Origin of the sequence: Mesorhizobium sp. WSM3862 (genome assembly GCF_002294985.1) — a bacterium.
GTDB lineage: Bacteria > Pseudomonadota > Alphaproteobacteria > Rhizobiales > Rhizobiaceae > Mesorhizobium.
Genome location: NZ_NSGE01000006.1, coordinates 183,492 through 201,034, shown reverse-complemented (window position 1 = coordinate 201,034; position 17,543 = coordinate 183,492). Strand labels below are relative to the sequence as shown.

The 17,543-nt window shown below is 63.6% G+C and carries 17 protein-coding genes and 1 riboswitch; of the genes, 5 read left to right on the top strand and 12 right to left on the bottom strand.

Annotated elements, in window-relative coordinates; translation table 11 throughout:
• The first annotated feature begins 77 nt into the window (after positions 1–77).
• A complete protein-coding gene (gene araD1 / locus CK224_RS20035; protein WP_095782926.1) occupies positions 78–1,067 on the top strand; it encodes an AraD1 family protein in 990 nt (329 codons plus the stop codon).
• Between the two features lie 49 nt (positions 1,068–1,116).
• Here araD1 and CK224_RS20030 read toward each other — a convergent pair whose 3' ends face one another.
• Both CK224_RS20030 and CK224_RS20025 read right to left on the bottom strand, forming a co-directional pair.
• Positions 1,117–1,884, bottom strand: coding sequence for an ABC transporter substrate-binding protein (locus CK224_RS20030; RefSeq protein ID WP_095783124.1), 768 nt, complete (start codon positions 1,882–1,884; stop codon positions 1,117–1,119).
• 82 nt (positions 1,885–1,966) lie between these two features.
• Positions 1,967–3,061, bottom strand: a complete 1,095-nt coding sequence (locus CK224_RS20025; protein ID WP_095782925.1) for a 2'-deoxycytidine 5'-triphosphate deaminase — start codon at positions 3,059–3,061, stop codon at positions 1,967–1,969.
• Between the two features lie 135 nt (positions 3,062–3,196).
• A riboswitch (SAM riboswitch) is annotated at positions 3,197–3,274 on the top strand.
• A gap of 56 nt (positions 3,275–3,330) precedes the next feature.
• Here CK224_RS20025 and CK224_RS20020 point away from each other — a divergent pair.
• A complete protein-coding gene (locus tag CK224_RS20020) occupies positions 3,331–4,521 on the top strand; it encodes an O-succinylhomoserine sulfhydrylase (protein WP_095782924.1) in 1,191 nt (396 codons plus the stop codon).
• Between the two features lie 41 nt (positions 4,522–4,562).
• Here the strand turns inward: CK224_RS20020 and CK224_RS20015 are convergent, their stop codons facing one another.
• A complete protein-coding gene (locus CK224_RS20015) occupies positions 4,563–5,708 on the bottom strand; it encodes a ceramide glucosyltransferase (RefSeq protein ID WP_095782923.1) in 1,146 nt (381 codons plus the stop codon).
• A gap of 220 nt (positions 5,709–5,928) precedes the next feature.
• Between CK224_RS20015 and apaG the strand changes: the two genes are divergently transcribed.
• Entirely contained in the window at positions 5,929–6,321 is a 393-nt protein-coding gene (gene apaG / locus CK224_RS20010; RefSeq protein WP_066996767.1) for a Co2+/Mg2+ efflux protein ApaG, read from the top strand.
• Positions 6,322–6,373: 52 nt separating this feature from the next.
• On the opposite strand, the gene CK224_RS20005 is transcribed toward apaG, so the two are convergent.
• From CK224_RS20005 to CK224_RS19995, 3 genes are all read right to left on the bottom strand, one after another.
• The gene (locus CK224_RS20005) at positions 6,374–7,405 is read right to left on the bottom strand and encodes an Hsp33 family molecular chaperone (protein WP_082953802.1); all 1,032 of its coding nucleotides are present in this window, start codon (positions 7,403–7,405) and stop codon (positions 6,374–6,376) included.
• A 108-nt stretch (positions 7,406–7,513) separates the two neighbouring features.
• Positions 7,514–8,425 (bottom strand): ornithine carbamoyltransferase, encoded by a 912-nt coding sequence (gene argF / locus CK224_RS20000; protein ID WP_066996763.1) that lies wholly within the window; start codon positions 8,423–8,425, stop codon positions 7,514–7,516.
• Positions 8,426–8,440: 15 nt separating this feature from the next.
• Positions 8,441–9,640 (bottom strand): aspartate aminotransferase family protein, encoded by a 1,200-nt coding sequence (locus tag CK224_RS19995; protein WP_095782922.1) that lies wholly within the window; start codon positions 9,638–9,640, stop codon positions 8,441–8,443.
• 357 nt (positions 9,641–9,997) lie between these two features.
• Between CK224_RS19995 and CK224_RS19985 the strand changes: the two genes are divergently transcribed.
• Positions 9,998–10,516 carry a GcrA family cell cycle regulator gene (locus CK224_RS19985; protein ID WP_095782920.1) on the top strand — a complete coding sequence of 173 codons (519 nt, stop codon included), beginning with the start codon at positions 9,998–10,000 and terminating at the stop codon, positions 10,514–10,516.
• 130 nt (positions 10,517–10,646) lie between these two features.
• Here CK224_RS19985 and CK224_RS19980 read toward each other — a convergent pair whose 3' ends face one another.
• The 3 genes from CK224_RS19980 to CK224_RS19970 all read right to left on the bottom strand — a co-directional run bounded on the left by CK224_RS19980 (position 10,647) and on the right by CK224_RS19970 (position 13,877).
• Positions 10,647–11,657 (bottom strand): magnesium and cobalt transport protein CorA, encoded by a 1,011-nt coding sequence (locus tag CK224_RS19980; protein WP_095782919.1) that lies wholly within the window; start codon positions 11,655–11,657, stop codon positions 10,647–10,649.
• A 120-nt stretch (positions 11,658–11,777) separates the two neighbouring features.
• On the bottom strand, positions 11,778–12,503 hold the full coding sequence (gene phoU, locus CK224_RS19975; RefSeq protein WP_095782918.1) for a phosphate signaling complex protein PhoU: 726 nt from the start codon (positions 12,501–12,503) through the stop codon (positions 11,778–11,780).
• Between the two features lie 108 nt (positions 12,504–12,611).
• Positions 12,612–13,877 (bottom strand): ATP-binding protein, encoded by a 1,266-nt coding sequence (locus CK224_RS19970; RefSeq protein ID WP_095782917.1) that lies wholly within the window; start codon positions 13,875–13,877, stop codon positions 12,612–12,614.
• Between the two features lie 185 nt (positions 13,878–14,062).
• On the opposite strand from CK224_RS19970, the gene ppk2 reads away from it, so the two are divergent.
• A complete protein-coding gene (ppk2, locus tag CK224_RS19965) occupies positions 14,063–14,968 on the top strand; it encodes a polyphosphate kinase 2 (protein ID WP_095782916.1) in 906 nt (301 codons plus the stop codon).
• A gap of 86 nt (positions 14,969–15,054) precedes the next feature.
• On the opposite strand, the gene CK224_RS19960 is transcribed toward ppk2, so the two are convergent.
• The 3 genes from CK224_RS19960 to CK224_RS19950 form a co-directional block, all read right to left on the bottom strand.
• Positions 15,055–15,801, bottom strand: a complete 747-nt coding sequence (locus CK224_RS19960; protein WP_066996742.1) for an enoyl-CoA hydratase-related protein — start codon at positions 15,799–15,801, stop codon at positions 15,055–15,057.
• 10 nt (positions 15,802–15,811) lie between these two features.
• Positions 15,812–16,450 carry an acyl-homoserine-lactone synthase gene (locus CK224_RS19955; protein ID WP_066996739.1) on the bottom strand — a complete coding sequence of 213 codons (639 nt, stop codon included), beginning with the start codon at positions 16,448–16,450 and terminating at the stop codon, positions 15,812–15,814.
• Positions 16,451–16,726: 276 nt separating this feature from the next.
• Positions 16,727–17,458, bottom strand: a complete 732-nt coding sequence (locus CK224_RS19950) for a LuxR family transcriptional regulator (protein ID WP_066996863.1) — start codon at positions 17,456–17,458, stop codon at positions 16,727–16,729.
• Positions 17,459–17,543: the final 85 nt, after the last annotated feature.

Sequence of the window (17,543 nt, the reverse complement as noted above, 5' to 3'; positions counted from 1 at the left end):
GCGGATCGGTTCCGGGCCGCGCCGGTCAGGGTTTGCCAATCGGCAGCCGGGCCAAGGCAAAAGAGAGAGGGTTCATCATGCTGATTTCCCAGATCCTCGATGACGCCGAGACGATCCGCGTTGTTGCCCGCAGCGGCGGCAAGACCCGGATCATCAACGGCGCGCGCAGCGTCTATTCGCTGGCGATGGAGGCAGCCCGCACCGGCACTGGGCTCGAGGCGCTGATCGAGCGCAAGGGCTATGGCGAGACGGTCGACCTCGACGCCGTCTACAAGAAGGGACGCCTGGTATCGCCAATCAACCATCCCGACCCCGCGCATCTTCACCTTACCGGCACCGGGCTTACACATCTCGGCTCCGCCGCGACACGCGATTCCATGCACAAGAAGCTCAGCGACGGCGAGGAGCAACTCACCGATTCCATGAAGATGTTCCGCATGGGGCTGGAGGGCGGCAAGCCGGCAAAGGGCGAGATCGGCGTGCAGCCGGAATGGTTCTACAAGGGCAACGGCACCATGGCGGTGGCGCCCGGTGCCGCGCTGATGTCACCAGCCTTCGCGCAGGACGCCGGCGAGGAGCCGGAGATCGCCGGCATCTATGTCATCGGCGACGACGGCGCGCCGTTCCGCGTCGGCTTCACGCTGTCCAACGAGTTTTCCGACCATGTGACCGAGCGCGTGAACTACCTGTTCCTCGCCCATTCCAAGCTGCGCAACGCCTCGTTCGGACCGGAAATCCTGATAGGCGAGCTGCCCGCCGACATCAGGGGCTCTTCACGAATCTGGCGCGACGGCAAAGTGCTTTGGGAAAAGCCGTTCCTGTCCGGCGAGGCGAACATGTCGCACACGATCGCCAATCTCGAGCATCACCACTTCAAATATTCGGCCTTCCGCCAGCCTGGCGACGTGCATGTGCACATGTTCGGCACCGCCACGCTCTCCTTCGCCGACGGCATCAGGACTGAGGAAGGCGACACGTTCGAGATCGAGGCCAAGGATTTCGGCCTGCCGCTGCGCAACCCGCTCGAGATCGAGAAGCCGGTGAAGGTGGCGGTGAAGGCGCTGTAAGGTGAGAGCGTGATCTCCCCCACGAGGGGGGAGATTGGCAGCTTCAAGCTCAATAAATATCGAAATCGAAATACTTCGACTGGATCTTCTTGTAGGTGCCGTCGGCAACAATGGCGTCGATTGCCGCGTTGAGGCGGTCGCGCAGGGCGGTGTCCTCCAGGCGCACGGCGATGCCGGCCTCGGTCTCGGTGCCCTTGACGTCGCCGACCAGCTTGCAGCAGCCGTCGCTCGCCTTCTTCATCCAGTCGACCAGCACGAACTTGTCCGAGATGACGGCGTCGAGACGGCCGTTGAGCAGATCGGTGACCGCCTCTTCCTGGGTCGGATAGAGCTTCGCCTCGGCGCCGGCCTTGGCGTAGACGTCCTGGGCGTAGTTGGCCTGGGTGGTCGAGGCCTGGGCACCGACCGTCTTGCCGGCAAGCGAGGCCGGCTCGGTCGAGGCGATGTCGGCGTCCTTCAGGGCGACCAGCGCAAGCGGCGTGGTGTAGTATTTGTGGGTGAAGGCGACCTGCTTCTTGCGTTCCTCGGTGATGCTCATCGAGGCGATGATGGCGTCGAATTTCTTGGCCTGCAGGGCCGGAATGATGCCATCCCAATCCTGAGTGACGATCTCGCATTCGACCTTCATCTGCGCGCAGAGCGCATTGGCGATGTCGATGTCGAAGCCTTCGACCTTGCCGTCCGGCGTGATGGTGTTGAAGGGCGGATAGGCGCCCTCGGTACCGATCTTGATCCTTTCGGCCGCGTCTACCGAACCGACGCCGAGCGCCAGCATGGCGGCGGCCGCGGCCGACAGGATCCATCTGGATATCTGCATTTTCATCCCCTTGCGTTCAGTTGCTACATTGTCGGACGCAGCCAAGCACGGCACGCGAGGCCGGGCAAGCACAGCCTGGCGATCAGCGCGCGGCGCGAAAATGCTTGGAGAGCTTCAGTCCCTGCGCCTGATAGTTGGAACCCAGTTCGCTGCCATAGAGCGCCTGCGGCCGCTTCAGCATATGCTCGTAGACGAGGCGGCCTACGATCTGGCCGTGATCGAGGATGAACGGCACCTCGTGGCTGCGCACTTCAAGCACCGCGCGGCTGCCGCTGCCGCCGGCGGCGGAATGGCCGAAGCCCGGGTCGAAAAAGCCGGCATAGTGGACGCGGAACTCGCCGACCAGCGGATCGAATGGCGTCATCTCGGCGGCATAGAGCGGCGGCACGTGCACGGCTTCGCGAGAGACCAGGATGTAGAACTCGTCCGGGTCGAGCACGAGCTCGCCGGCCCCGCTCTTGTAGAGCGGTTCCCAGAAGTCGACCACATCCTGAGCGGCGCGCTTGTCTACGTCGACGAGGCCGGTGTGGTGCTTGCCGCGATAGCCGACCAGGCCGTCCTTGTCGCCGTCGAGATCGATAGAGAGCGCAATGCCGCCGCCGGAGATGTTGGGCGGCTCGGTCGCAACCAGCATCTCGGCGTCATGGAGGTCACGCAACTCATTCTCCGACAGCACCGCGTTGCCGGTGCGGAAGCGGATCTGCGACAGGCGCGAGCCGGCGCGCACGACGATCGGGAAGGTGCGCGGGCTGACCTCGAGATAGAGCGGGCCATGATAGCCGGCGGCGATCTTATCGAACTCATGGCCGCGGTCGGTCATGACACGCGTGAAAATGTCGAGTCGTCCGGTCGAGCTCTTCGGGTTGGCCGAAGCCGAGACTTCCGCTGGCAGCGCAAGGCTTTCCTGCAGCGGCACGATGTAGACGCAGCCCGTCTCCAGCACCGCGCCCTCGGCGAGATTGACCTCATGCAGCTTCAGCCGGTCCAGCTTGTCGGCCACCAGATGATCGGGACCGGGCAGAAAGGAAGCGCGCACGCGAAAGGCCTTGTCGCCCAGTCTCAGATCGAGGCTGGCCGGCTGGATCTGGTTGGTGTCGAGCGCGCGCGGCGACTTCAGCGCGCCCGACTGGAAGAGCGCCGCGATGTCCTGATCGGGAAGAATGCCTGTCTGCCGCAATGTCTGGCTCCGGGCGAAGTCATTGTCGTCGCAGTTTCCTGTCGCAAAACCGCGGGACACTTTTGCGGAAGCTGCCTGGTACAAACCTCTTAATCAAGCCGGCAATTGACGCAAGCGCGGTGCGGGTCTAAAGGGTCGTTATCCCGTGGTGATTTGGCCGGTCGGCTTGCAGCCACGTTAAACAAGTCGCTAAAGGACCGTCGGGCCGCAAGGCCGTATGGACCGGTTGCGACGTCGCGGCCGGTTTTTTTGTGTTTGGAAGCAGGGCGATGACCAAGACGCGTAACTGGAAACCTCAGACGGCACTCGTGCATGGCGGGACGCTGCGTTCCGGCTTCGGCGAGACCGCCGAGGCGATGTATCTCACCCAGGGCTATGTCTACGAGACGGCCCAGGCAGCGGAAGCCCGCTTCAAGGGCGAGGAACCCGGCTTCATCTATTCGCGCTACGCCAACCCGACCGTCGATATGTTCGAGAAGCGCATGTGCGCGCTGGAAGGCGCGGAAGACGCACGCGCCACCGCTTCCGGCATGGCCGCCGTGTCCGCCGCCCTGCTCTGCAGCGTCAAGGCCGGCGATCACATCGTTGCGGCGCGAGCCCTGTTCGGCTCTTGCCGCTGGGTGGTCGAGACGCTGGCGCCGCGCTATGGCATCGAGGCAGCGCTGATCGACGGCACCGACATTGCCAATTGGGAAAAAGCGGTCAGGCCGAACACCAAGCTGTTCTTCCTGGAAAGTCCGACCAACCCGACGCTGGAAGTGGTCGATCTCGCCGCTGTCGCCGCTTTGGCAAATTCGATCGGCGCACGCGTGATCGTCGACAACGTCTTTGCCACGCCGCTGCAGCAGAAGCCGCTGCAGCTCGGCGCCCATATCGTGGTCTACTCGGCGACCAAGCATATCGACGGCCAAGGCCGCTGCCTCGGCGGTGTCATCCTGTCGGACAAAAAGTGGATCGACGAGAACCTGCACGACTATTTCCGGCACACCGGCCCGAGCCTGTCGCCATTCAACGCATGGACGCTGCTGAAAGGCCTCGAAACGCTGCCGCTGCGCGTGCGCCAGCAGACCGAAAGCGCCGGCAAGATCGCGGACTTCCTGGCCGGCCGGCCGGAGATCGCCCGCGTCATCTATCCGGGCCGGGCCGACCATCCCCAGGCGGATATCGTCAGGAAGCAGATGTCGGGCGGCTCGACGCTGATCTGCCTTGACGTCAAGGGCGGCAAGCAGGCGGCCTTCGCCTTGCAGAACGCGCTCGACATCGTGCTGATCTCGAACAACCTCGGCGACGCAAAGAGCCTGATCACGCATCCGGCGACGACGACGCACAAAAACCTCAGCGACGAGGCGCGCGCCGAGCTCGGCATCGGACCAGGCACGCTCAGGCTCTCCGTCGGGCTGGAGGATACCGACGACCTGCTCGCCGACATCGAACAGGCGCTCAAGGCGGCGAAGGAATGAACCGCCACGGCTGCAAAGAGCGCGCTTGAGCCGCAGCCGGCTCAAGCAATCTCTTCGAGTTCAGTCATCCCGCTGTTGCGGATTGTCATTGCGTTGCCACGCCATTCGACGGCTCCGCCAAGCCAGCCGCGCGTCCAGATGGCGGGAAGCATCGCGTCGCGCACGATCATCGCGGTGACGCTGCGCGGCGACAGATACCAGTCCTTTGACCAGGCGAGCATGCATTCGGGCACATAGGCGATCGCCAGCACGCAGAGCGCGGTCGTGGGCAGACTGACACCGGCGCTTGCCGCCGCGATCAGCGCCAGAAGCAGCGGAACGACCACACCGGTCAGGATTTCAGGCGCGAAGAACAATGGGAAGGTGACGCGGCGCAGCCGAGCCCAGCGCGCCTGGCGCGACCAGATTTCGGCGAGCGTGCGCTGGCCGAGCGGTTGCTCAAACGGCGCGGCGACGAGATTGACCCGAAGGCCAAGGCTGTTGACCAGCTTGGTCGCCGCCGCGTCCTCGGCGATCTCGGCGGCCAAAGCCTGGATGCCGCCATTTGCATCCAGCATCGGCTTGTTCCACAGCATGCTCTTGCCCTGGGCGAAGCCAAGGCCGAGCGCTTCGCCGGCATATTGCCAGCGCGCCTGCAGCGTGTTGAGGAAGACGCATTCGACTTCGGCCCAGAAACCGTCCGGCCGCGAGCCGATCGGCGTCGAGCAGACGAGGCCGGTGTCCGGTCCCCAGGCCGCCATCAGATGCTGGACATAGTCCTTGGGCATCAGCACGTTGGAATCGGCGAGGATCACCCAGTCGTGCCGCGCCGCCTGCCAGCCCTTGATGCAGTTGTTGAGCTTGGGATTGGCGCTGATCCTGTCATCGCCGACTAGCAGCCGCGCCGGAACATTCGGAAATCGCGCGATGGCGGCGTTGATCAGCTTGACCACGGGATCTTCGGCGTGCGCGACGCAGAAGATCAGTTCGTAGCGCGGCCAATCGAGCGAGAAGGCGCGGTCGAGCGTCTCCTGCGTGAACGGCTCCACACCGCGCGACGGCACGACGATCGAGACAGGCGACAGGCCGCCGGAGGGCGCGGGAATGGCGCAACGAGCCTTCAGCCGCGACGACGCGAGCAGGATGCTGGCAAGGTTGGAAAAAAGAAGGGCCGAGGAGGCAAAGGCGGCTGCGAGGGTCAGTTCCATCGAGATCTGGTCACTCCGGAAAGGCCGCCCGCGGCCGTTTCATCACTCGACAAAGCGCCCGAGTCGCCCGCACGGTTTGTGCACACCAACATTGTCATGTGTCACTTAAATGACATTGTTTGTCGGCACGTGCGGTGGAAAAGCCGGCAGGCTGGCGACGCTGCGGAGGTAGAACCGCGAAGCGCGACAAAATGTTCCCTGCGCGGCACCGGAGTGGCTCATGTATCGCGCCGTGACGCGCAACATCGAAGTGCAGGTCAGGCCGTTCTATCTGGAGGACCGTTCCGATCCGTCCGAAAACCGCTATGTCTGGGGCTACCAGGTGACGATCGACAACCGGTCGGACGAGTTCGTGCAGCTTCTGTCGCGCTACTGGCACATCACCGACGGGCGTGGCCGAGTCGAAGAGGTGCGCGGCGAGGGCGTGGTCGGCGACCAGCCGGAGCTCAACCCCGGCGACAGCTACCAGTATACGTCGGGATGCCCGCTCTCGACGCCATCCGGCATCATGGTCGGCCACTACACGATGCGCAACGGCCGCGGCGAAACGTTCGACGTCGCCATTCCGGCTTTCTCGCTCGATATGCCGGGGACGAAGAGGACGGTGAACTAAAGAACTCGAGTTCCCCGCCTCCGCAAAGCGGGGGCGAGGAACCGGAGCTTTCTCACTCCGCCGCAAACTCCGCCGGATCGAAGTCGTACTGCGTCGAGCAGAACTCGCAGGCGACATGGATGCCGCCGTCCTCGGTCGAGTCCTTGATCTCCTCGGCCGAGAAGCCTTCGAGAATGCCTCGGATTTTGTCGCGCGAGCAGGAGCACTGGTCGGCGACCGGCACACCGCGGAAGACGCGCACGCCGTGCTCGTGGAACAGGCGATAGAGCAGCCGCTCGGCGCCCACCGTCGGATCGATGAGCTCGGTCGGCTCGATGGTGCCGAGCAGCGCCAAGAGTTCCCGCCAGGAATTGTCGGCCGGTTCGTGCGTCACGTCTCGTGGATCGCCATCCCCGCCTGAAATATCGGGCACGCGCATGCGTTCGGGCGCCTGCGGCAGGAACTGCGCCAGGATACCGCCGGCGCGCCATTGCTCGCGGGCCCCGCCCGGGCCCGGGGTCACCAGCTTCGCCACCGACATCCTCAGATCGGTCGGGATCTGCTCCGACTGGCGGAAATAGGTGCGCGCGGCTTCTTCCAGCGACGTCCCGTCGAGTTGGACGATGCCCTGATAGCGCTGCGTGTGCGCGCCCTGATCGATGGTCAGGGCCAGGACCCCGGTGCCGAGCAGCTTCTCCTGCGAGATCTCGCCCGAGGCAATCAGCGCCTGCAGCCGATCGGCGTCGAAGCGCGCATAGGCGCGCAACGAATGCGGCGTGGTGAAGTCCGCCACCAGCATGTCGACCGGTCCGTCGGTGCGGGTCTGCAGGATGAACTTGCCCTCGAATTTCAGCGACGTGCCGAGCAGCACGGTGAGCACGCACGCCTCCGCCAGCAGGCGCGCGACCGGCTCGGGATAATCGTGGCGGCTGAGAATGGCGTCGAGCATCGGCCCGAGCTGCACCGTGCGGCCGCGCACATCCAGGGGCGCTACTTCGTAAGGCACGACATGGTCGTCGCCGGCGAAGCCGAATTCGCCGAGTTTGGGTTGATGCTCAGCCAAGGAAAGCGTTTCCAGCATGACAAAACTCCGGGGCGCATCCATCCCGCTTTCCAGGCGGCATGGGTCGAAGCGCGTTCGATTTCAGTGATGGCCCGCAAATAGGCATCACACATCCCCGGATCAAGTTGGCGCGGATCAAGTCGACCCCGGTCAAGCGCCCAGGCACCAGGCCAGCACCGCCTTCTGGGCGTGCAGCCGGTTCTCGGCCTCGTCGAAAACCACCGAATGCGGTCCGTCGATCACCTCGTCGGTGACCTCCTCGCCCCGATGCGCAGGCAGGCAGTGCATGAAAAGCGCGTCGGACTTCGCCCTCGCCATCAGCGCGGCGTTGACCTGGTAGGGCAGGAAGACGTTATGGCCGCGGGCGCGATGCTCCTGGCCCATCGACACCCAGCTGTCGGTGACGACGCAATCGGCCTGGTCGACGGCCTCTTCGGCCGAGCCGGCAAACCTCACCTTGCCGCCATTGGCCTTCGCCCAGTCGACATATTTCTCGAACGGCTCGCTGCCCTCCGGCACGGCGACATTGAGATTGAAGCGGAACCGCGCCGAGGCTTCCAGAAGCGAGTGCAACACATTGTTGCCGTCACCTGTCCAGGCAAAAGTCTTGCCGGCCACCGGACCGCGATGCTCCTCGTAGGTCATGATGTCGGCCATCAGCTGGCAGGGATGGGTATCGTCGGTCAGCCCATTGATCACGGGCACGGTCGCGTTTTCGGTGAGTTCCAGCAACCGGTCATGCGAGGTGGTGCGGATCATAATGGCATCGACATAGCGCGACAGCACCTTGGCGGTGTCGGCGATGGTTTCTGAACGGCCGAGCTGCATCTCGGTGCCGGTCAGCATGATGGTCTCGCCGCCGAGCTGGCGCATGCCGACGTCGAAGGAAACGCGCGTGCGCGTCGAAGGCTTGTCGAAGATCATCGCCAGCACCTTGCCGTCGAGCGGCTTCGAACGCTCGCCGGCCTTGAGCCTGGTCTTTCGCGCCATCGCGTCGTCCAGCATGATGCGCAGATCGCCTGCGGATACGGCGGACAGATCGGTGAAGTGACGAACGCTCATCGGCAGATTCCAAAACTACTTCGCGGCTTCGGCCGCGATCGCGTCGGTCAGGCCCTTGGCGCCCGACCGAATGCGCTTCAGCGCCTCGCCGATCTCCTCGTCGGTGACGGTGAGCGGCGGCAAAAGCCGAATGACGTTGTCGCCCGCCGGCACCGCAAGCAAGTGCTGGTCGCGCAGCGCCATGTTAACCTTAGCGTTGGGCATGGCGCATTTCAGCCCAAGCATCAGGCCGGTGCCCCGGGTGCCTTCGATGACCTCGGGAAATTCGTCGGCGACCGCCGCCAGTCCCTGCTTCAGCAGCAATGCCTTGCGCTGAACGTCTTCGAGGAAGCCGTCGGCCAGCACGACGTCGAGCACGGCATTGCCCACCGCCATCGCCAGCGGATTGCCGCCAAAAGTGGTGCCGTGCACGCCGGCCGTCATGCCGGCCGCCGCTTCGTCGGTTGCGAGGCAGGCACCCATCGGAAACCCGCCGCCGATGCCCTTGGCGATCGCCATCAGGTCAGGCGTGACGCCCGCCCACTCATGCGCGAACAGCTTGCCGGTGCGCCCGATGCCGCACTGGACCTCGTCGAAGATCAGAAGCAGGCCGTGCCGGTCACAGAGCTGCCGAAGCCGTTTCAACGACTGCGTCGGCACCGGGCGGATGCCGCCCTCGCCCTGCACCGGTTCGATCAGGATAGCCGCGGCTTCGGGTGTGATCGCCTTCTCGGCGGCGTCGATATCGTCGAACGCGACCTGGTCGAAACCCTCGACCTTCGGACCGAAACCCTCGAGATATTTGTACTGACCGCCGGCTGCGATCGTCGCCAGCGTGCGGCCGTGGAAGGCACCCTCGAAAGTGATGATGCGGAAACGCTCCGGATGGCCTTTGACGAACTGATAGCGCCTAGCCGACTTGATGGCGCATTCCAGAGCCTCGGCGCCCGAATTGGTGAAGAACACCTTGTCGGCGAAGGTTGCATCGACCAGCCTTTCGCCCAGCCGGCGCTGCTCCGGGATCTCGTAGAGATTGGAGACGTGCCACAGCTTGGCCGCCTGCCCGGTGAGCGCCGCGACCAGATGCGGATGGCTGTGGCCCAGCGAGTTCACGGCGATGCCGCCGGCAAAGTCGAGATATCGCTCGCCCTTGTCGGTGACCAGCCAGGTCCCCTCCCCGCGGTCGAAGGCCAGGGGTGCGCGAGCAAAAGTCTCGTAAAGCGCCGAACCGCTCATTATATGCGTCTCCGGAACCGGAAATCAAAAAAGCCGCCAATGCGGCGGCCTTTGCGGCTTATCATGTTTTTCGGCCATGAAGTCAACGAAAAGGTCGCGCAGAAGCGCGCGGCAAGGCTCCAGCGCCACGCCGGCCCATCAGCGGTTGGGCAAGTTGGGGAAAACCGTAAAAACCGAATCGGTGTTGCCCTGGGGACTCTTGTCACCGAGTCAGCGCATAAGGTAATTGTAGTCGAGAAATAACTAGATTTCGTGCGGCGGATCTAATCACCCGGTACATGTGGTGTCGTTTGCCCGGCGAGAGCCGGCTCGGGAAAGGATTCTGACCGCCGCACGCCTCAGCAGGAGCGCGGTCTCATGAACTGGACTGACGAGCGAGTCGAACTTCTCAGGAAATTGTGGTCGGAGGGTCTCAGCGCCAGCCAGATCGCCGCGCAGCTCGGCGGTGTGAGCCGCAATGCCGTCATCGGCAAGGTGCATCGCCTGAAACTGTCGGGCCGCGGCCGCGCGACCGCGGCGCCGGCACGGCAGAAGAAGGCCACGCAGGGCGTCTCGATGCAGAAGTCCGTGGCTCGTGCCGCCAGCGCAGCCCGTCATGTGACGGCCTCCATCGGCGCGACCGCTCTGCAGGTGCAGTTCGAGGCGGAGCCGGTGGCGCGCCACTATATCCGCCCGGTCGAGAACGTTGTCGTGCCAATCTCGCGCAACCTGCAGCTCGTCGAGCTGACCGAGCGCACCTGCAAATGGCCCAACGGCGATCCGCTGTCGAAAGACTTCAGCTTCTGCGGCAACGACGCTGGCGAAACCGGGCCGTACTGCAAATACCATGCAAGGGTGGCGTTCCAGCCGGCGGCGGAAAGGCGCAGAAGCCGCTAAGCGAATAGCGAATAGCGAATAGCGAATAGCGAATAGCGAATAGCGAACGAAATAGGAATAACATCGGTATTCGAGTCCGGCACAAGCTTCTTTATCGCTATTGGCTACTCCCTATTCGCTATTCGCTATTTCACAGCCATCCATTCTTCCTGAACCGCCAATACAGAAACGCGCAGATCAGCGCGATGGCGGCCAGCACGGTCGGGTAGCCGTATTCCATCTTCAGTTCAGGCATGTCGTCGAAATTCATGCCGTAAATGCCGGCGAAGGCCGTCGGCACCGCCAGGATGGCCGCCCATGAGGCCAGCTTCTTGGAGATCGCCGTTTCCTGGCTCTGTCCGACCAGAAGGCTTGCCTCGAAGGCGAAGGCGAGCACCTCGCGCAGGCTGTCGATCTTTTCCTGCACGGTGCGGATGTGGTCGGTGACGTCGCGGAACAGCGGATGCATGGCCGCATGGATCTGCGGCAGCTCGGCGCTGGTCAGCCGCCGGCAGACCTCGACCAGCGGCAGCGCCGCGTTGCGCAGCCTGAGCAGATCGCGGCGCAGCATGTAGAGCCGCTCGATGTCGCCACCGCTCATCGGCTTCAGCAGTACCTTGTCCTCGATCTGCTCGACCTCGTCCTCGATCTGCTCGAGCACAGGCATGTAGTTGTCGACAATGAAGTCGAGAATGGCATAGAGGACGAAATCCTCGCCCTTGGCGAGCGAGGACGGGCAGCTTTCCCAGTGCTGGCGCACCGCGGCGTAGGAGGTCGACGGGCCATGCCTGACGCTGACGATATAGCCGGTGCCGACGAAGAGATGCGTCTCGCCGAAGGTGACGCGGCCATCGATCAGTTGCGCTGTGCGGGCGACGATAAACAAGGCATCGCCATACTGTTCGATTTTCGGCCGCTGATGCGGATGTTCGGCGTCTTCGATCGCCAGATCGTGCAGGTGGAACTGCGCCTGCACCCTAAGCAGCAGGTTGCGGTCCGGCTCGAGCAGGCCGATCCAGACGACGTGCCCGGGCTTTGCCGCCCATAGGCCGGCCTCTTCGATCGTAATGTCAGCGACGCGCTTGCCGGCGGAATAGACGCTGGACGCAACAATGCCGGAGGTCGGCTGCGGGGCCGGGATCAGGTTTCGAACTTGCTCCATCGCAAACCTCCCGAGACGGCGACTGACAAAATTGCTGCACCTGGAGGAGCTTAGCCTAAATTAGAAAGCCGTTCGAGTGGCCGCCCTTCACTTGGCCGATCTTGGGTCGCCGATACCGCGTCACCCGGCCGATAGTGGGCCAGGCAACACCACCTGGTCGGTCTTGTCGCCCTTCGGCCGCTCGGCCGGCATCTGGTCGCCGGTGACGATGTAATAGATGGTTTCGGCGATGTTGGTGGCGTGGTCGCCGATCCGCTCGATGTTCTTGGCGCAGAACAGCAAGTGGGTGCAGGGCGTGATGTTGCGCGGATCTTCCATCATATAGGTCAGAAGTTCGCGGAACAGCGAAGTGTACATGGCGTCGATCTGGTCGTCGCGGTCGCGCACGAAGCCGATCTTCTCGACCGAGCGCGAGGCATAGACGTCGAGCACTTCCTTAAGCTGCGTCAGCGCCAGATCGGCTAGCGCCTTCAAGCCGCGGAAGAGGCTGCTCGGCTGGCGGCCGTCAATGACCGCCGCGACGCGCTTGGCGACGTTCTTGCCGAGATCGCCGACGCGCTCGATGTCGGCCGAGATGCGGATGGCGCCGACGATCTCGCGCAGGTCCGTCGCCATCGGCTGACGCCTGGCGATGATGACGATCGCCTTGTCGTCGATCTCGCGCTGCCCCTCGTCGAGGACGAGATCGTCCTGGATGACTTTCTGTGCCAAGCCCGGATCGGCGTTCACGAGGGCGGCGACAGCCTGCTCGACCATGCGCTCGGCATGCCCGCCCATGGCGGCGATACGCTTCGACAGGAATTTCAGTTCTTCGTCATAGGCACTGACAATGTGGACGGACTGCATCGATATGCCTTCCCGGTTTCTGCCGGCTGGTGCGTTCCCTCAATCTGCCGCTGATACGCGAGCCGGATGACAGAAAAAAGAAAATGCCGGTTGCCAACCAATATAGGATCATTGAGCCGGCAAATGAACCGTGAACGCCGCGCCCTTGCCGACTTCCGACTTGATCGACAGCCTTGCGTTATGACGTGTCAATATATGCTTGACGATCGAAAGGCCAAGGCCGGTGCCTTTCTGGGTCCGGCTGTTTTCCACGTCGACGCGATAGAAGCGCTCCGTGATGCGGGGAATGTGTTCCTCGGCAATGCCTGGACCATAGTCCCTTATAGTCACGTCGACGCCTGGGTCCTGGCCGTCCTCGGCGTGTGCGATCGATACGGTGACGCGTCCGCCCGACTGGCCGTATTTGCAGGCATTCTCCAGCAGGTTCTCGAAAACCTGGAAGAGCTCGTCGCGGTCGCCTGGCACGGAAATCGGCCCATCGATGAAGTCGCGCTCGATGGCGATGCCGTTCTCGTTGGCCAGCGGCGCGAGCGAGTCGATAACGCTGTCGATGGTCTGTCGAAGGTCGACTTCGGTTCCCGGCTGCAGATAGGGCTTCATCTCCAGCCGCGACAGCGACAACAGGTCGTCGATCAGGCGCGCCATGCGGCCCGTCTGGTTCTGCATGATCTGCAGGAACTGGTCGCGCGCCGCCGCGTCGTTGCGGGCAGGCCCGCGCAACGTCTCGATGAAGCCGGCGATCGAGGCGAGCGGGGTGCGCAGCTCATGGCTGGCATTGGCGATGAAGTCGGCGCGCATGCGGTCGATGCGGCGCGCCTCGCTCTGATCCTTGAACACCAGCACGTAAAGATCGGTGCCATGGCCGACCGAGGACGCGCTCACCCGGTATGTGCGCTCGACCGGCAGCTTTTCCGTGTAGTCGACGACATCGGACGCCATAGTTCCCGAGACGATCCCGTCAAGCAAAGCCTGCATTTCCGGCGCGCGGAATTTGAGCAATAGCGACATGCCGGGGGCCAGCCCACCGAAGGCGGCAAAGGCGGCCGCGTTGGCGTGGACGATAGTGGCGGTCCGGTCGAAGATGATCAGCGGATCGGCAACGGCGGCGGCCAGATATTCGCCGGACAGCCGCTGCAGCCCGCCGACTTCGATGGCGGCAGTCCCGCCGGCTGACTGGCGCTCGGCGGCGGTCGGCAGCATTGCGGCCGCGACCAGCAACGCCACGGCCAGCAGAGGCACAAAGATGGAAAGGCCGCCGAAACCATAGACGCCGAGGACCGCGACCAGGGCCGCGGCCAGCAACCAGCGGCTGCGCCGCAGCCGGGCTATGGCTGCCTGCGTTGCGCCTTTCTGGTCTGCGCCCTTATCGACCATGCGCTGCCTCGTATCTCCCGTCGGTGAAAGGTCAGCCGACTGGACCTGCGCATGACCCCCGAAAATCGGAATCGATTTTCTCGAACGTTCATGCGCAAAATCAAAGTGCTACCGCGCGTCCAGACGGACGCAACGCCTCAGAGGCTCCCATAGCACGAGTCCGCAAGCTGAAAAGGTTCGTCCCGATGAAAAAAGCCGAGGGAAATGCCGACGCGGCGCCTGCCGCAGGACCGATCAAGATGAGGATAGGCGGTAAGGAACGCGAGTTCGACATCGACAACCCGGTGCTGCCGGACTGGATCGAGGACAACAAGCTGACCGCCGGCGGCTATCCCTACGACAAGGAGATGAAGGGTGAAGAGTACGACGAGGAACTCGAGCGGCTGCAGATCGAGCTGGTCAAGGCGCAGGCGTGGCTGCAGGCGACCGGCAAACGGGTGTTGGCGCTGTTCGAGGGGCGCGACGCGGCCGGCAAGGGCGGCACGATCTTCGTCCTGCGGCAGTACATGAACCCGCGCACGGCGCGCAACGTGGCGCTGACCAAGCCGACGCCGACGGAGCATGGCCAATGGTACTATCAGCGTTATGTCGACCATTTCCCGACCTCCGGCGAGTTCGTCACCTTCGACCGCTCCTGGTATAACCGCGCCGGCGTCGAGCCGGTCATGGGATTCTGCACCCCGGACCAGCACGCGACATTCCTCGACGAGACGCCGCATTTCGAGCGCATGATCTGCAACGAGGGTATCCACTTCTTCAAATTCTGGCTGAACATCGGTCGCGAGACGCAGCTCGAACGGTTCCATGACCGCCGCTGGTCGCCATTGAAGAACTGGAAATTCTCGCCGATCGACATCGCCGGCATCAGCAAATGGGACGACTACACCAAGGCGCGCGACCTGATGTTCGAGCGCACTCACAAGGAGTTCGCGCCCTGGATCATCGTGCGCGCCAACGACAAGCGCCGTGCGCGGCTTGCGGTGATCCAGCGTATCCTTCTGTCCTTACCCTATGATGGCCGCGACCTCGACGCCGTCGGCAAGCCCGACAAGAAGATCATCGGCGAAGGCCCGTCGTTCCTGGAGAAATAGCTTGCACCGTGCCCGCGGCCGGCGGCCAACATTACAGCGCCGCGCACCTTCTCGGGTACGCGGCGCTGAGACTTTCCACCAAGGTGTCACGCCGCGAGGCGGGCGATCCGCTGCAAACGCTTCAGCGTGGCGTCGTCCTGCAGCGCTTGCTGGAACAGCGATATCTCATGATCGATGCGGTCGCACAGAACGTCCGTATCCCCCTTGAGCAGGCCGCGGGTCTGCAACAGCGCGGCAACCGGCTTCTTGGCGAGCTGCCTTGCCCGCGCCAAGGCCATTTCCTCGGCGCTGCCTTCCACGATCTCGCCGACAAGGCCGAGCGCCTTGGCGTCGTCGACGCCCAGCGTGTCGCCCAGGCAGAAGAAGCGGAAGGCGCCGGCATAGCCGAGCTTCTGGGGCGCCAGGATGCTGGTCGCCGCGTCCGGCACCAGGCCGAAATCGACGAACGGCACCCTGAACGTGCTGCCCCTGGAAGCAATCACCATGTCGCAGTGGAACAGGATGGTGCAGCCGACGCCGACGGCGTCCCCGTCCACGCAGGCAAGGACCGGCTTGGGAAAGGTCGCAAGCCTGCGAAACATATCGGTGACGGCGGCAATCAGCTGCTGGTGCTTGGCGGCGTCGAGGAACTCCGAGAAGTCGCCGCCGAGGCAGAAGCAGCCGGCAAGGCCGCGCAGCACGACCACGCGAACCTCGTCATTGACGGCGGCCTCGTGGAAGGTCCTGGCGAGGCTCGCATAGGCGTGCCTGTCCAGCACCGGCCGGCCGTCATGCGAGGACACGGTGACGACCAGCGTGTGGCCGCGCAGCTCAGGTTCGGGGTGGAAGCTCATGACAACCTCCTCACGAAGCCTGTCTGAGGCCGAGCTGGCCGGGATAGCCTCTCATCAGCACCGGCGGGAAGTGGTTGCGGCGCTGGCGCACCACCTCCAGCGTATGCTCGGAAAAGGTGAGCAGCGTCGCCACCACCTGCTGGTTGCCATAGGTGCGCTGGTAACCGAGCGGCGTCGCCAGGAAGTGCAGCTGCAGCGCGCGCAGCACCCACATCGGTTCGAACTCGATGATGACCTGGTTGACGTTGCGCTTGAGGCCCCATTCGACGAAACCTGCGATCAGCTCGGTGCCGACCGTCGAGACGCCGCGCTTGCCATCACGGAAGCCCGGCGCCACCGCATAGCGGGTCAGCTCCCAGACTCGCGGCCCCGAGGGGGGCGTCCCCTCATAGAGGTCCGTCAGCACATCGGTCAGTAGATGCGGCCGCGTCGTCGGCAGCATGCGCTGATAGCCGGCTAGCTCGCCGTTGCGGATGACGAGGTGATGCTCGGCCTCGTCATGATCGAATTGGTCGATCTCGAGGCCGTCCGGGCGGTCGAGATCGGTCCAGCCCATCTCCTCGACGAAGATCTTGTAGCGCAGGCGGTGAACCGCTTCCCACAGATCGGGGCGCTCCATCAATTCCTGAGTTGTGAGGGAAAAAAGCATTAGCCGTCTCCTGGGCTTGAGAGGAAGATACGGCCGGGCTCTCCGGAAAATATTACGCGATCGCGTAGGCAAGAATTTTTAGGTCGGCACCGACCGACCCCGCCAATATAGCCGCGCCTAACCGCCTCCGCGACCGCCTGCACGCGGTTGGCGACGCCCAGTTTGCTTTGGCGTTAAGAAAGTATTAGCCCTCTCTTAAGACAAGGATACCGCTCGCCCTTGCTTAAAATATTACGCGAATGCGCATGGGACTGTTCTGGGCCAGCACCGGCCGATTTAGCTAATATAGCCACGCCTGATCGCCTCGGCGACTGCCTGCACACGGTTGGCGGCGCCCAGTTTGCTCTTCGCGTTGAGAAGGTGTTTCTCGGAGGTATGCTCCGAAATGCCGAGAATCTGCGAAATTTCCCACTCGGACTTTCCGACAGCTGCCCATTGCAGGCATTCGCGCTCACGCGGTGTGAGTTCGATGTGGTCGACGACCTTGCCGGCCATCGTGTGAAGCTGCATGGCGCGGCCGATGGCGTAGGTGGACACCAGCGAGACCATTCCGAATTCGACGTCCGACAGTTCAACGGACTCGCCACCCAGCGAGACCATGACGATCTGGCCGTCGAGCGTGACCAGCGGGAAGGCGAGGCCGTCGCGCAGCTTGAACTCGCGGGCGTCGCCCATGACCTCGTCGCTGCTCTTGTCGATGACGATGGCCTGGGAAGCCTCCCGCCACTGGAACGGGGCCTGCAATTGCTTCATGTGGCTGACGACCGGATCATGGTCGACATAGTTGCGCGCCACATAGCGCTCCAGCCACTCGCCCGGCCAGTCGCAGAGCAGCACATGGTCCTTCTGCTGGCCGCGCGGCGTGCCGGGTTGCGGGACCGTTCCGGCCATCAGCGCCGTCAGCCCGAAACTCGAGGTGACGCCGAGCAGCCGCTCGCACACTGCCGCAGCAGTGTTGGCGTGCTGTAATTGGTCGATGTATTCCAGAGTTCTATCGAACATGCTCATCGCAACATCTACCCCATGTTGCTTCTGCTTTTCGTACCGATGGTAGATGCCCGAACCACCCTTCGCCATCAACCCCGGACCACAA